This window comes from Sphingomonas sp. GW821-FHT12D09 (assembly GCF_058807215.1).
The window spans coordinates 1,260,853-1,275,301 of sequence record NZ_JBXAQL010000001.1; the positions used below are offsets into that span (position 1 = coordinate 1,260,853).

Consider the following 14,449-nt stretch of genomic DNA (forward strand, 5'->3'; position numbering starts at 1 on the left):
TGCGCGCATGGACCGACTCTGGACCAATGCGCGGATCGCTACGATGACGGGGCCTGGCCACGGCATCGTCGAGCGCGGTGCCGTGGCGGCGAAGGATGGCCGGATCGCCTGGGTCGGTTCCGCGAGCGAAGCGCCGGCTGCCGCCGAGACGATCGATTGCGAGGGCCGCTGGATCACCCCGGGCCTCATCGATTGCCACACCCATCTGGTTCACGGGGGCGATCGCGCGCACGAATTCGAGCTGCGCCTCCGGGGTGCTAGCTATGAAGAGATCGCCCGCGCGGGCGGCGGGATCGTCTCGACGATGCTCGCCACCCGCGCCGCCAGCGAAGCCGATCTGGTGGCGAGCGCCCTGCCCCGCCTGGACGCGCTGATCGCCGAGGGCGCCACCACGATCGAAGTGAAGTCGGGCTATGGCCTGTCGCTCGACGACGAATGCAAGATGCTGCGCGCGGCCAAGGCACTGGCACGCAAGCGCCGGATACGGATCGCGACGACGTTTCTTGGCGCGCATGCCTTGCCGCCGGAATATGCGGAGAACCGCTCTGGTTATATCGATCTCCTGTGCGAGACGATGATCCCGGCAGTGGCCAAGGCGGGCCTGGCCGATGCGGTGGACGCATTCTGTGAGGGAATCGGCTTCACGCCCGACGAGACCGCGCGGGTCTTCGCGGCGGCCAAGGCGCACGGCCTGCGCGTGAAGCTCCATGCCGAGCAGCTCTCCAACCAGCAGGGCGCGGCGCTGGCGGCATCGTACGGCGCGCTGTCAGCCGACCATCTCGAATATCTCGACGATGGCGGCATCGCGGCGATGGCTAAGGCCGGCACGGTGGCCACGCTCCTCCCCGGCGCCTTCTACTTCGTCCGCGAGACCAGGCTGCCGCCAATCCAGGCGCTGCGCGACGCGAACGTGCCGATTGCGCTCGCTACCGATTGCAATCCCGGCACCTCCCCGCTCACCAGCCTGCTGCTCGTGATGAACATGGGCGCGACGCTGTTCCGGCTGACCGTCGAGGAATGCCTGGCCGGCGTAACCCGGAACGCCGCCAAGGCGCTGGGACTCTCCCATTTGATCGGCACGATCGAACCCGGCAAGGCCTGCGACCTGGCGATCTGGGACATCGAGCGGCCTGCGGAGCTTGTCTATCGCATGGGGCTGAACCCCCTCCATGCGCGCATCTGGAAGGGCCAATGAGCGAAATCCTGTTGATCCCCGGCGCCGTGCCGCTGGCCGAGTGGCGCGCGATCTGGCGCGGCGCGATGCCGAAGCTCGATCCGGCTTCCGCCCCACGCATCGCCGAGAGCGCGGAGGCGGTGCGCCGCATCCTGGCGCGCGGCGAGCCGGTCTATGGGATCAACACCGGCTTCGGGAAGCTTGCCAGCGTGCGGATCGAGGCCGAGGATCTGGCCACCCTCCAGCGCAACATCGTGCTCAGCCACGCCGCGGGTACCGGCGCGCCTTCCCCTGCCCCGATCGTCCGGCTGATGATGGCGCTCAAGCTCGCCAGCCTGGCGCAAGGTGCATCGGGTGTGCATCCGGAAACGGTGGCCTTGCTCGGGGCGATGCTCGCCAAGGGACTGGCGCCGGTGGTGCCGTGCCAGGGATCGGTGGGCGCGAGCGGCGACCTCGCTCCGCTTGCCCATATGGCCGCGACGATGATCGGCGTCGGGCATATCGAAATCGATGGCCGCGTGCTGCCGGCCGAACAGGCACTGGCCGAAGCAGGTCTCCACCCGGTGACACTCGGGCCCAAGGAAGGCCTTGCGCTTCTCAACGGCACCCAATTCTCGACCGCCAATGCGCTGGCCGGGCTGTTCGAGACCGAGACGCTGTTCCAGGCGGCGCTGGTTACCGGTGCGCTGTCGACCGAGGCGGCCAAGGGCACCGATGCGCCCTTCGATCCACGCATCCACGCGCTGCGCCGCCATCCCGGCCAGATCGCGGTGGGCGAGACATTGCGCACGCTGATGGCCGGCTCGGCGATCCGCGCCTCGCACCGCGATGACGACCCGCGCGTGCAGGACCCCTATTGCCTGCGCTGCCAGCCCCAGGTGATGGGCGCGGTGCTCGACCTGCTGCGCCAAGCGGCAACTACGCTGGAGACCGAGGCGAACGGCGTTTCCGACAACCCCCTGATCTTCCCCGAGACCGACGAAGCGCTGTCGGGCGGCAATTTCCACGCCGAGCCGGTCGCCTTCGCCGCCGACATGATCGCGCTGGCGCTATGCGAGATCGGCTCGATCGCCGAGCGGCGCGTGGCGATGCTGGTCGATCCCGCCCTCTCCAACCTGCCCGCGTTCCTCACGCCGCAGCCGGGGCTCAATTCGGGCTTCATGATCCCCCAGGTGACGGCGGCCGCGCTCGTCTCCGAGAACAAGCAGCGCGCGACCCCGGCAAGCGTAGACTCGATCCCGACCTCGGCCAATCAGGAGGACCATGTCTCGATGGCCGCCCACGGCGCCCGGCGGCTGCTCGAGATGGCGGCCAACACCGGCGCGGTGATCGGCATCGAGCTGCTGGCGGCGGCACAGGGCTGCGACTTCCATGCCGGGCTGACTTCGTCCGAGGCGCTGGAGCGGGTCCGCGCCCGGCTGCGGCGCGAGGTGCCGACGCTCGACCATGACCGGCATTTCCACCCCGATATCGAAGCCGCGACCGCAATCGTGCGCGCTGGCGCGGTGGCCGAGGCGGCGGGGATCTCGCTGCCGGGCGTCGCATGAGCTGGCTCGAAATCCACCCCGGCACCGCGCCGCTGATCGTCGCCTTTCCGCATACCGGTACGGACATTCCGCCGGAGATCGATTTCCCCTGCCTTTGGCTGGCGCGCAAGGACGCGGACTGGTGGATTGACCGGCTCTACGACTTTGCACATGACCTCGGCGCAACGACGATCCGCACCCGCATCTCCCGCAGCGTGATCGACGTGAACCGCGATCCCTCGGGCGCGTCGCTATATCCGGGCCAGGCGACGACCGAGCTCTGCCCGACCACCACCTTCGACGGGGAGCCGCTCGGCAACCCCGATGCCCACGAGATCGCGCGGCGGCGAACAACCTTCTTCGATCCCTATCACGCCGCAATCGAAGCCGAGATCGCCCGCCTCCGCGCGATCCACCCCAGGGTCGTCCTCTACGACGCGCATTCGATCCGCAGCCATGTCCCCCGGCTGTTCGAAGGCGAGCTGCCCCAGTTCAACATCGGCACCAATGGCGGCGGCACCTGTGCCCCCGCGCTGACCGCCGCCGTCGAGGCCGGCTGCGCCGCTACGCCCTGGAGCCAGGTGACCGACGGCCGCTTCCGGGGCGGCTGGACCACGCGGCATTATGGCCGGCCCGAACAGGGCGTCCACGCCATCCAGATGGAGTTGGCCTGCCGCGGCTATATCGACGAGCCCGCCAGCTTCGACGAGGCGCATTGGCCGACGCCCTATGACGAAGCCCGCGCCGCCGCGATGCGCGCCGCGCTCACCAATGTCCTCACCGCCTGCCTGACCTTCGCCGGAGCCCCGGAATGACTCGCCTCGACAATAGCCGCATCATCAAGCCCGCCACCGGCCCACAGCTGACCGCCAAGAGCTGGCTCACCGAAGCGCCGCTGCGCATGCTGATGAACAACCTCCATCCCGATGTCGCCGAGCGGCCCGAGGAGCTGGTCGTCTATGGCGGCATCGGCCGCGCGGCGCGCGACTGGGAGAGCTATGACAAGATCGTCGAAGCTCTCCAAAAACTCGAGGCGGACGAGACGCTGCTGATCCAGTCGGGCAAGCCGGTCGGCGTGTTCCGCACCCACGAGAACGCGCCGCGCGTCCTCCTCGCCAACTCCAACCTCGTCCCCCACTGGGCGACCTGGGAGCATTTCAACGAACTGGATCGCAAGGGCCTGGCGATGTACGGCCAGATGACCGCCGGCTCGTGGATCTATATAGGCACCCAGGGCATCGTCCAGGGCACCTACGAGACCTTCGCCGAGATGGGCCGCCAGCATTATGGCGGCGACCTGAAGGGCCGCTGGCTGCTTACCGCGGGCCTGGGCGGCATGGGCGGCGCGCAGCCGCTCGCGGCGGTGATGGCGGGCGCCTCCTGCCTTGCGATCGAGTGCCAGCCGAGCCGGATCGAGATGCGGCTGCGCACCGGCTATCTCGACCACAAGGCCGAGACGATCGACGAGGCGCTGGCGATCCTCCAGGGCGCCGCCAAGCCCGTCTCGGTCGGCCTGCTCGGCAATGCGGCCGAGCTGCTACCGGAGATGTTCGCCCGCGGCATCCGCCCCGACCTGCTCACCGACCAGACTTCGGCGCACGACCCGGTCAACGGCTATCTCCCCGCCGGCTGGACCGTCGACGCATGGCTCTCCGCCCGCGAGCGCGACCCCGAAGGCGTGGCCAAGGCGGCCAAGGCTTCGATGGCGATCCACGTGAAGGCGATGCTCGACTTCCAGGCGGCGGGCGTGCCTACGGTCGATTACGGCAACAACATCCGCCAGATGGCGCTCGACGAAGGCGTGGCGAATGCCTTTGACTTTCCCGGCTTCGTCCCCGCCTATATCCGCCCGCTCTTCTGCCGGGGGATCGGCCCGTTCCGCTGGGTCGCGCTCTCCGGAGACCCCGAGGACATCGCCAAGACCGATGCCAAGGTGAAGGAGCTGCTGCCCGACAACGTCCATCTCCACAACTGGCTAGACATGGCGGCCGAGCGCATCCACTTCCAGGGCCTGCCCGCGCGCATCTGCTGGGTGGGCCTGGGCGACCGCCACCGGCTGGGGCTCGCCTTCAACGAGATGGTGGCGTCGGGCGAGCTCAAGGCGCCGATCGTGATCGGCCGCGACCATCTCGACAGCGGTTCGGTCGCCAGCCCCAATCGCGAGACCGAGGCGATGCAGGACGGATCGGACGCCGTGTCCGACTGGCCGCTGCTCAACGCCCTGCTCAACACCGCCAGCGGCGCGACCTGGGTGTCGCTCCATCACGGCGGCGGCGTCGGAATGGGTTATTCGCAGCATGCCGGCATGGTGATCGTCGCGGACGGCACGCCCGAGGCGGCAAAGCGGCTGGAACGCGTGCTGTGGAACGATCCCGCGACGGGCGTGATGCGGCATGCGGACGCCGGCTACGTCGAGGCCTTGGACTGTGCGCGTGAGAAGAGGCTCAACTTGCCCGGTATCTTGTAGGCAGTCTTCCCTTCCAGAAGCGGAAGGGATGGAGGCGGGCCGATTGCAACTCGGCCCGCCTCTTGAACGCCTGAATCGCAGGAGGGCGTCGCCACCACCCTCCCTTGTCATGCTGAACGCGTTTCAGCATCCAAGGCGCCGCGAGGGATACCGCTTGTGGAGAGTTGGACCTGAAACAAGTCCAGGGTGACGGCTGGATGGGTGTTCGGCCCGCCCTCAAATCTCCACGAACCGGCCGGCCTCGCGATCCTTCACCACCTTGCCGGCTTCGAAAACCGTCCCGTTCATCGTGATGTAGACGCCCGGCGGCGCGACCTGGACGGTGGCGAAGGCCATGCCCAGGTTGAACGGCGCATCGCTCTCGGCGAAGCGCGCCGGGGCAAGCGCGCCGACCAGCACGATCGTCTTGCCCGCGATTCCGGCAAGCGCCTTGGCGGTCTCGGTCATCGTATCGGTGCCGTGGGTGATGACGATGCGGGTGGCGCTGGAGGCAGCAGCGCGCTCGGCGATCGTCGCGCGGTCGCTATCGTCCATCTCCAGGCTGTCCTTGCGCATCACTTCCTCGATCTCGAAGGGGTGCAGGACGCGCCCGATCTCGAGCAGCCGCGACATTATCGTGCCGACGATCGTGTATTTGCTCGAGGCGTCGAAATATTGCTTGTCGATCGTGCCGCCAGTGGTGAGCACGAGGATCGGTTGCTGAGTCATGCGCGGCCCTTACGCCCGATGGCAGTCTGGGGAAAGCACCGCCCTCCCCCGTCCGCCCCCGCTTCTCCTCTGCGTCATCCCCGCAAAGGCGGGAATCCAGGGTCACTCTGCCCGGGCGGCTTTTCCCTGCTCTGGATCCCCGAATTCGCGGGGATGACGACTGGTAAGGACGGCCGTTGGCAGGGGTGGCCTTGGGCATGAGACAAAATGCCCAGCCCCGCCGGGCGATTACGGACGTGACCCGCCCGCTCCGATCGGCTAGCCCGCGAGTGTGGGAACCTGGCGCGCCTTCCTCAAGGAGCATCGCTGGCTGGCATTGTGGCTGATCGCCGCGGCGCTGGCGGTGAAGGCGCTGGTGCCCGCCGGCTATATGCTCGGCCAGACCGCCGGCAAGACGCTGACCATGGCGATCTGCGACGGCAACGGCCCGGCGACGATGACCATCGACGTGCCGATGGATCCCGACCACGCCACGGCGCCTGGCGGCAATAAGCAGGACGGCGGCTGCGCCTATGCCGCGCTGAGCCACGCGATGACCGGCGGCGCCGATCCGGTGCTTTTGCTCGCCGCGTTCCTCTTCCTGCTTGCGCTCGGCTTCGCGCCGGTCGTGCAGCCCGCGCCGCGGCGCCGGGCCTTTACCCGGCCACCTTCCCAGGGACCACCTTCCCGCACCTGAACCGCATCTTTCCTCGTTCAGGTGAATTCCCATGTCCCGATATCGCCGCGCGCACCTCTGTGCGCTGCCGCTTCTATGCATTGCCGCCCCTGCCCTGGCGCAGGAGACGGACGAACCTTCCATCCTCGTGGTCGGCCAGAAGGACGCGCCGATCAGCATCGATCCGCGCGGGCTCTCGGTGAGCCTGGGCGACGAACAATTCGCCGGCGTGAATGCCCAGAATGTCGAGGATCTGATGAAATACGCGCCCGATTTCTTCGTGCGCAAACGCTATGCAGGGGACTCCAACGGCGTGCCCGGTTTCCGCGGCACCCACTCGATGCAGAGCGCCCGCGCACTGGTGATGGTCGATGGGTTCGTCGTGTCGAACTTTCTCGGCAATTCGTTCGCCTTCGCGCCCAAATGGGGCGTGGTCGGACCGGGCGAAGTCGAGCAGTTCGATATTGTCTATGGCCCGTATTCGGCGCGCTACAGCGGCAATTCGATGGGCGGGATCGTCAACATCACCACCCGCTCGCCGGACAAGACCGAAGCCTTTGTCACCGTGCAGGGACTGGCCGAACCGTTCGATCAATATGGCACGCACGCGACCTATTGGGGGTGGTCGGGCGAGGCGGGGCTCGGCTGGCGGCAGAAGGATGGGCCGTGGTCGGCTCGGCTCTCCGGTCGGCACTTTCGCAACACCGGCCAGCCAATGAGCTGGTACGGGCTGACGCCTGCCCCTGCAGGCGCGGTCGGCACGCCGGTGACCGGAGCGATCGTCGATCCCGGCCAGGCGATCCCCAACGCGCCCGGCAATGCGACCAACCCGATCTTTGCCGCGCAGAGCCCTGCCGCGACCACCCAGGACCAGGCCAAGTTGCGCATCGGCTATGACGGTGCCTCGGGCGTGACCGGCGAGATGGTGTTCGCCTGGTGGCATAACCTCGACGACCAGACCGCGCCGGATTGCTATCTCCGCAATGCCGCGGGCGCGCCGGTCTGCGGTGGCACGGTGACGACGCTGGGCAGGGCCTGGCTTGCCAATGGCGCCAACTGGTCGCGGACGGTACGCGACGAATTCCTTGCCGGCGGCAAGATCGCCGCGCCAATCGCGCCGGACGTGACCGCGAAGCTCAACCTCTCGACCTATCAGGTCGCGCGATCGGATGGCTTCACCTCAAGCGGTTATGCGGCGGGCGCCGCTGACGGCGCAGGCACGCTAGCGCGCCAGGGACCGACCGGTTGGTACACCGGCGAGCTCTCGGTGGATGCGAAGACGGGTCCGTTCGACCTCGCTGCCGGGGCGAGCGCCAATCTCTACCAGACCGACCTCACCAACTATGCGCTGCCGCATTGGCGCGCGGATGATGGCGGAGCCTTCGCCACCCGCACCTTCGGCAAGACCCGGCTGCTCGCCGGTTGGGCCGAAGGGCGGCTGCATGCAGATGCGCTTGTGTTCACGCTGGGCGCGCGGTTTGAGAGCTGGCGCGCGTTCGATGGCGGGCTTGGCCGGGTCGGCACGGGCGGCGCGCCGGTGACCAACCGCTACGCGGCCCGGGGCGACACGGCTTTCGATCCCAAAGCCTCGCTCGAATGGCATGGCGGGGCGACCAGCGTGCAGCTGAGCCTGGCGGAAGCGACACGCTTCCCGACGGTGGGCGAGCTGTTCCAGGGCAGCCTGAACGGCGATGGCAGCTTCAACGCGAACAGCTTCGATCCGAACCTTAGACCCGAGCGCTCGCGCGATGCGAACCTGCTGGTGGCGCAGGACTTCGGCCGCGTGAAGCTGACCGGGTCGGCCTTCTGGCAGCGGGTGGACGACACGATCTTCTCGTTCGTCGGGTTCAACCAGAACGGGATCACCACTTCGACCTTCAAGAATATCGACGTGACGCGGCAATATGGGCTGGAGCTGATCGCCGAGGCACGCGATGTCGGCGTGCGCGGTCTCGATCTGGATGCGAACCTCGCCTGGATCGATTCCAAGACGGTGCGCAACGATGCGGCGCCGCTGGCCGAGGGCGTGCAGTTCCCGCGCATCCCGCGCTGGCGATTGAACGCCAATCTGCGCTACGCGGTGACCCCGCGGGCGCTCGCCTCGATCGGCATGCGCTATGCGACGCGGCCCAATACCGACCTGTTCGGGACACAGCGCGGCGATACGTTCGGCTATACCTCCGAACTGTTCGCGCTCGATGCCAAGGTGAACTGGAAGATGACCGACAATCTGCGGCTCAGCGCCGGCGTGGACAACATCACCAATAACCGCGCCTGGGTCTATCACCCCTATCCGCAGCGCAGCTTCCTGGTCGAGGCGGGGTGGACGCTGTGAGCGACAGCCTTGCCCTCGTCCGCCACGAGCGCTGGTTCCGCGCGGTGTGGCGCTGGCATTTCTATGCCGGCATCTTCTGCGTACCCTTCATCCTGTGGCTGTCGGTGACCGGCGGCATCTATCTGTTCAAGCCGCAGATCGAAGGCTGGCTCTACGCGCCCTACACGCATGTCGCCGCACCGGGCGTGCCGATGCTGGCGCCCGAGAAGATCGTCGCGGCGGGGACGCGTGCGGTGCCAGGGTCGGTGCTGCACAAATATGTGCTGCCCGAGGCGAGTGACGACGCGGTGCAGCTGCTGGTCGGCGCAGGCGCGGAGGAAACACGGGTCTGGGTGCATCCCCAGACCGGCCAAGTGCTCAAGGCGGTGGTCGAGGAAGACCGCTTCATGCGCGTTATCTTCCGCCTGCACGGCGAGCTGCTCGCGGGCAAATGGGGGTCGGCGCTGGTCGAGATCGCCGCCTGCTGGACGATCGTGATGATCCTGACCGGCCTGTTCCTGTGGTGGCCGCGCGGACGCTCCGGCAAGGGGCTGGGCGGCATCCTGTGGCCGCGGTTCGGCGGCGGCAAGCGGGTGTTCTGGCGCGACATGCATGCGGTGACTGGGCTGTGGGTGTCGATCGGCGCAGTGTTCCTGATCGCATCGGGCCTGCCCTGGGCGAAGAACTGGGGCGATTATCTCAAGCAGGTCCGTGTCGTCACCGGCACGGCGGCGATGCGGCAGGACTGGTCGGCAGGATCCGAGTCCGACGCCAAGGCACGCGCCTATCTCGACAAGGGCGTCCGCGCGATGTTGGACGAGCATGCCGAGCATCACGGGATGACCATGGCGCATGTCGCCCCCACGGGCCCCGCGCTCGACCGGGTGGTGGCCAAGGCGATGACGCTCGGCCTCGCCGCCCCGGCCGAAGTCAGCCCGCCGACCAGGGCAGGCGCCCGCTGGCTCGTACAGTCCCAGGCCGAGGACCGCACCCGCCGCGTCTCGGTCGAGATCGGCGATGACGGCGTAGTGATCGGCTCGCAGGGCTATGGCGACCGCCACTGGATCGACCGGGCGGTGGGCTTCGGCGTGGCAGTCCACGAGGGCGCCTGGCTCGGGCTGCTCAACCAGCTGGTGAACCTGCTCGTGCTGCTCGGCCTGGTGACGCTGGCGGTGTCGAGCGTGGTGCTGTGGTGGCGCCGCCGGCCCGAGGGCACGCTTGGCGCACCGGTGGCGAAGGACCCGCTGCGGCACAGCTGGGCGCTGGTCGGCACGACCTTGCTGCTCGGACTGCTGCTGCCGCTTTTCGGAATCACCTTGGCGATTGCCGCGACGTTCGAAGCCGTGACGCGACGCCTTGCTCCGGGGGCGGCGCACTGGCTCGGGCTTCGCATGTCCAAAATGTAACCTGACGGCCAGCCCTGCGATATCTTGCGGAGCCTATTGCTTGCCTCGCGGTCGCCGAAGTGATCGCGAGACAGGAGTATCCGAAATGCTCAACCGCCGCTTCACGCTCACCCTGCTGGCAATCGCCACCCTGGTGACCGGCACGGCGGCCTGGACGACCGCGGACGCTCGCCTCGCGCACAAGCCGGTGGCTGCCAGGTTCACCGGTTTCTGATCTCCCGCTTTCGGCGTCGCCCTCCCCGTTTCGGGCGATGTCGACGGGTGCGGGTCTCCCTCTTTATCCCGCACCCGCAAATAGCGGCCGGCGCGCTCCGCCCCCTGGCGCGCCGGCCGCTTTCTTGTGGGCTGGGCTCGGCCACATGACAGGATTTTAATCTGCCGGGCAGGTCCGGGAAGGGCTGGCGCGGCTAGAGGAAACAGGCCGGCCCGACTCAGCGTTCTTGGGCTGACAAACCAGCGGCGTCCGGCCCCTCCGCACTCCTCGGGCCGGGCGCCGCACCCATTCTCGACATTACAGGGCACAATGGCGATGGAACGTCCGATCTTCTTCGATGCGAGCGGCAAGCGTAACCGCTGGACGATGCGGGCCTTCTTCGCGCTGATCCTGGCGGTGGTGCTCGCCGCGGGCGCCTTTGCGATGACGCTGGTGCGGGTCCCCACCCCCGGCCCGCTCGCCATGTCGATGGAGCATCCCCAGCCGCGCTCGCTCAAGCAGCAGGCCAACCGGCTGCGCCACAGCTTCGCGTCCTGGCTGCCGCATGGCAATGGCCGCGCATCGGCCGCGCCGCTCGCCGTCGGCTTCTATGTGCCATGGGACGATGCCAGCGGCGCGGCGCTGCGCCGCCACGTCAACGATCTCGATTGGGTCGTACCTTCGCTCTACACCGTGACGGGACCGCAGCACCGCATCGCCGTAGCGCCCGACGTGAAGTTCGACGCGATCATCGCCGGCGCCACCAGGCGCCCGAAGGTGCTGCCGATGGTGCAGAACGCCACCGGCGACAATTGGGACAGCGCCGGCGCCGCCGCGCTGCTCCACGACCCCAAGGTGCGCGCGGCGTTCCTCGACGATCTCCAGCGCACCCTGGTCGCGCGCAAGGCGGACGGCGCGGTGTTCGATTTCGAGGAGCTGCCGACCGCTTCCCAGCGCGACTATCTGGCGCTGCTGCGCGATGCCCACACCCGCTTCGCCGCGGCAAAGCTGAGCATCGCCGTCACCGTGCCCGCCCAGGACGACGACTGGAACATGAAGGCCTATGCCGCCGTGTCCGACAAGGTCATCCTGATGGACTATGACGAGCACGCGCCCGCCACCGGCGCCGGCCCGATCGCCAGCCAGGCCTGGTTCGTCCAGCAGATGAACGCCGCGCTGAAGCAGGTGCCGGCCGACAAGCTGATCGTCGGCATCGCCAACTACGGATACAATTGGACCGCTCCCGGCAAGGCCGACCCGATCTCGATCGAAGAAGCCTGGCTGATCGCACATGACAGCGACGCCACCGTCACCTTCGACAAGGCGAGCGGCAACCAGAGCTTCGCATACGAAGAGAATGGCACCGAGCACACCGTGTGGATGGCCGACGCCGCCACCGCCTGGAACCAGCTGCGCGCCGCCAACATCAAGGGTGTAGGTGGTGTCGCGCTGTGGCGTCTCGGTTCGGAGGACTCGAACTTCTGGCCCGCATTGGCCGCCGCGCATTCGGGCAAGATCCCCGACCTGCGCCGCATCGAGGCGGTGGGCGATGTCGATGTCGAGGGATCGGGCGAGATCCTGCGCATCACCAGCACGCCGAGCACCGGCGCGCGCACGATCACCCAGAACCCCAACGGCCTGATCGTCGACGAGCAATTCCAGTCGCTCCCCACTCCCTATGTCGTCACCCGCACCGGCTATATGCCCGGCAAGGTCGCGCTTACCTTCGACGACGGGCCCGATGCCGACTGGACGCCAAAGATCCTCGATATCCTCAAGGCGAAGCACGCCACCGGCACCTTCTTCATGATCGGCGAGAATGCGATGGAGGAGCCCTTCCTCGTCCGCCGTGTCGTGGCCGAGGGCAATGAAGTGGGCAGCCACACCTTCACCCACCCGAACCTGGCGCTGGCCTCGGCGCGCGGCACGCGGATGGAGCTGAACGCCACCCAGCGGCTGATCGAGGCCTATACCGGCCGCTCGGTCCGCCTGTTCCGCGCGCCCTATTTCGGAGACGCCGAGCCGACCACCGCGGACGAGTTGATCCCCGCCCTCACCGCCCAGCGCGCGGGCTATACCAATGTAGGGCTGCACGTGGACCCCAACGACTGGCAGCGTCCGGGCGTGGATGAGATCGTCAACACCACCCTTCGCGAAGTCGAAGCCGGCAATGCCGACCAGTCGGGACAGATCATCCTGCTCCACGACGGCGGCGGGGATCGTTCGCAGACGATCGCGGCGCTGCCGCGGATCATCGATGGCCTGCGCGCCAAGGGCTATCAGTTTGTCCCCGTCTCGCAGCTCGCCGGCCTCAGCCGCGACCAGGTGATGCCCGAAGTGCAGGGCGCCGACCTGGCCGCGGTGCGGACCGATGTCGGCATCTTCCTGGTCGCCGCCGCATTCGGCTTCGCGCTGAAGTGGCTGTTCTTCGTCGCGATTGCGCTGGGCATCGCCCGGGCGCTCGTCCTCGCCGCGCTGGCGGTGAACGGCAACCGCAGGAAGAACAGGCAAATCGCCCCGGCGATCGATCCGGGCCGATTCGTCTCGGTGCTGATCCCCGCCTATAACGAGGCGCGCGTGATCGAGAGCTCGATCCACCGCGTGCTCGCCAGCGAGCAGGTGAATGTCGAAGTGATCGTGCTCGACGACGGATCGAAGGACGGCACCAGCGATGTGGTGCGCGCCGCCTTTGCCGACGAGCCGCGGGTCAAGCTGCTGACGCTGGAGAATGGCGGCAAGGCGCGCGCGCTCAACCAGGGGCTGAAGCTTGCCAAGGGCGACATCGTCATCGCGCTCGACGCCGATACCCAGTTCGAGCCGCTGACCATCGCCCGCCTCGCCCGCTGGTTCGAGGACGAAGAGATCGGCGCGATCGCCGGCAACGCCAAGGTTGGCAACCGCTTCAACCTGGTCACCCGCTGGCAGGCGGTCGAGTACGTCACCTCGCAGAATCTCGAGCGCCGCGCGCTCGCCAGCCTCGATGCGATCATGGTCGTCCCCGGCGCGGTCGGTGCATGGCGCAAGGCGGCGCTGGACGAAGTCGGCGGCTATCCGGTCGACACGCTGGCCGAGGACCAGGACCTGACCATCGCGATCCAGCGCAAGGGCTGGCGCGTCGGCTATGACATCGATGCCGTCGCCTGGACCGAGGCACCCGAGAGCTTCGGCGCGCTCGCCAAGCAGCGCTTCCGCTGGGCGTTCGGCACGCTGCAATGCCTGTGGAAGCACCGCGCGATCCTGCGCACCCGCAAGCCCGCCGGCCTCGCATTGGTCGGTGTGCCCCAGGCCTGGGTATTCCAGATCGGTTTCGCGATGATCTCGCCGCTGATCGACCTGGCGCTGCTCCTCTCGATCGCCGGAACGGCGCTGCGCGTCTACCAGCATGGCTGGGCGCAGACCGAGAGCGACGTGATCCGGATGGGCATCTACTGGATCGCCTTCACCAGCATCGACTTCCTGTGCGGCTGGGTCGCCTATCGGCTGGAGGCGCGCGAGAAGCGCTATCCAGGACTGCTGCTGCTCGCCCAGCGCTTCGTCTATCGCCAGCTGATGTACTGGGTGGTGCTGCGCGCCGTCGCCAATGCGCTGCGCGGCCCCTGGGTCGGCTGGGGCAAGCTGGAGCGCAGCGGGCGGGTGGAGACACAGGCGGCGTCTGCATGAAGGTGGCCCGGCACGAGCCGGCCGTCCAGCACATGCTCGACGAGCGGGCGTGCCGGATGATCTGCCCGATCGCCGCGGCGATGGTCGGCGTATGCCTCACTGCAATCGGCATATTGCGTGTGGTGATCGCGGTGCGCCGCACCAACACGCTGGCTGACGACATGCTGGCGCTCGACGCGGTGTTGTTCCTGATCGCGACACTGACGAGCTATTTCGCGCTGCGCACCGGGCCAAATGCGCGGCTGCACGGGCTGGAGCGGATCGCCGACGTGACCTTCATCACAGCGATGTCGCTGATGACGCTGGTGGCACTGGTGATCACCTATGCGGTGGCGGTGTAACCCTC

At 67.9% G+C, this 14,449-nt stretch carries 11 protein-coding genes; 10 read left to right on the forward strand and 1 reads right to left on the reverse strand.

What is annotated here, in order from left to right; translation table 11 throughout:
* Positions 1-7: 7 nt before the first annotated feature.
* Genes hutI through hutU form a run of 4 tightly spaced genes read left to right on the forward strand, consistent with a single transcriptional unit; the run spans position 8 to position 5,167 of the window.
* Entirely contained in the window at positions 8-1,195 is a 1,188-nt protein-coding gene (gene hutI, locus AC1RPL_RS05700) for an imidazolonepropionase (protein WP_493068283.1), read from the forward strand.
* Entirely contained in the window at positions 1,192-2,721 is a 1,530-nt protein-coding gene (gene hutH / locus AC1RPL_RS05705) for a histidine ammonia-lyase (RefSeq protein WP_493068284.1), read from the forward strand. Before hutI ends, hutH begins: the two co-directional genes overlap by 4 nt.
* Positions 2,718-3,515: an N-formylglutamate deformylase gene (gene hutG / locus AC1RPL_RS05710; protein ID WP_493068285.1), complete on the forward strand. Its 798-nt coding sequence runs from the start codon at positions 2,718-2,720 to the stop codon at positions 3,513-3,515. The genes hutH and hutG overlap by 4 nt, the downstream gene beginning before the upstream one ends.
* Positions 3,512-5,167, forward strand: a complete 1,656-nt coding sequence (gene hutU / locus AC1RPL_RS05715) for a urocanate hydratase (RefSeq protein ID WP_493068286.1) — start codon at positions 3,512-3,514, stop codon at positions 5,165-5,167. Before hutG ends, hutU begins: the two co-directional genes overlap by 4 nt.
* A 216-nt stretch (positions 5,168-5,383) precedes the next feature.
* Here hutU and AC1RPL_RS05720 read toward each other — a convergent pair whose 3' ends face one another.
* The gene (locus AC1RPL_RS05720; protein ID WP_493068287.1) at positions 5,384-5,875 is read right to left on the reverse strand and encodes an asparaginase domain-containing protein; all 492 of its coding nucleotides are present in this window, start codon (positions 5,873-5,875) and stop codon (positions 5,384-5,386) included.
* A gap of 271 nt (positions 5,876-6,146) precedes the next feature.
* Between AC1RPL_RS05720 and AC1RPL_RS05725 the strand changes: the two genes are divergently transcribed.
* The 6 genes from AC1RPL_RS05725 to AC1RPL_RS05750 all read left to right on the forward strand — a co-directional run bounded on the left by AC1RPL_RS05725 (position 6,147) and on the right by AC1RPL_RS05750 (position 14,444).
* Positions 6,147-6,551 (forward strand): DUF2946 family protein, encoded by a 405-nt coding sequence (locus AC1RPL_RS05725; protein ID WP_493068288.1) that lies wholly within the window; start codon positions 6,147-6,149, stop codon positions 6,549-6,551.
* Positions 6,552-6,582: 31 nt separating this feature from the next.
* A complete protein-coding gene (locus tag AC1RPL_RS05730; RefSeq protein WP_493068289.1) occupies positions 6,583-8,865 on the forward strand; it encodes a TonB-dependent receptor in 2,283 nt (760 codons plus the stop codon).
* Positions 8,862-10,250, forward strand: a complete 1,389-nt coding sequence (locus AC1RPL_RS05735; protein ID WP_493068290.1) for a PepSY-associated TM helix domain-containing protein — start codon at positions 8,862-8,864, stop codon at positions 10,248-10,250. The genes AC1RPL_RS05730 and AC1RPL_RS05735 overlap by 4 nt, the downstream gene beginning before the upstream one ends.
* A gap of 85 nt (positions 10,251-10,335) precedes the next feature.
* A complete protein-coding gene (locus AC1RPL_RS05740; protein WP_493068291.1) occupies positions 10,336-10,464 on the forward strand; it encodes a hypothetical protein in 129 nt (42 codons plus the stop codon).
* Between the two features lie 315 nt (positions 10,465-10,779).
* On the forward strand, positions 10,780-14,103 hold the full coding sequence (locus tag AC1RPL_RS05745) for a glycosyltransferase (protein ID WP_493068292.1): 3,324 nt from the start codon (positions 10,780-10,782) through the stop codon (positions 14,101-14,103).
* The gene (locus AC1RPL_RS05750) at positions 14,100-14,444 is read left to right on the forward strand and encodes a hypothetical protein (RefSeq protein WP_493068293.1); all 345 of its coding nucleotides are present in this window, start codon (positions 14,100-14,102) and stop codon (positions 14,442-14,444) included. The genes AC1RPL_RS05745 and AC1RPL_RS05750 overlap by 4 nt, the downstream gene beginning before the upstream one ends.
* Positions 14,445-14,449: the final 5 nt, after the last annotated feature.

Coding starts and splice junctions, on each gene's coding strand:
- hutU (WP_493068286.1), top strand. CDS start 3,512: ATGACTCGCCTCGACAATAGCCGCATCATCAAGCCCGCCACCGGCCCA.
- AC1RPL_RS05730 (WP_493068289.1), top strand. CDS start 6,583: ATGTCCCGATATCGCCGCGCGCACCTCTGTGCGCTGCCGCTTCTATGC.
- AC1RPL_RS05740 (WP_493068291.1), top strand. CDS start 10,336: ATGCTCAACCGCCGCTTCACGCTCACCCTGCTGGCAATCGCCACCCTG.
- hutH (WP_493068284.1), top strand. CDS start 1,192: ATGAGCGAAATCCTGTTGATCCCCGGCGCCGTGCCGCTGGCCGAGTGG.
- AC1RPL_RS05750 (WP_493068293.1), top strand. CDS start 14,100: ATGAAGGTGGCCCGGCACGAGCCGGCCGTCCAGCACATGCTCGACGAG.
- AC1RPL_RS05745 (WP_493068292.1), top strand. CDS start 10,780: ATGGAACGTCCGATCTTCTTCGATGCGAGCGGCAAGCGTAACCGCTGG.
- AC1RPL_RS05720 (WP_493068287.1), bottom strand. CDS start 5,875: ATGACTCAGCAACCGATCCTCGTGCTCACCACTGGCGGCACGATCGAC.
- hutI (WP_493068283.1), top strand. CDS start 8: ATGGACCGACTCTGGACCAATGCGCGGATCGCTACGATGACGGGGCCT.
- hutG (WP_493068285.1), top strand. CDS start 2,718: ATGAGCTGGCTCGAAATCCACCCCGGCACCGCGCCGCTGATCGTCGCC.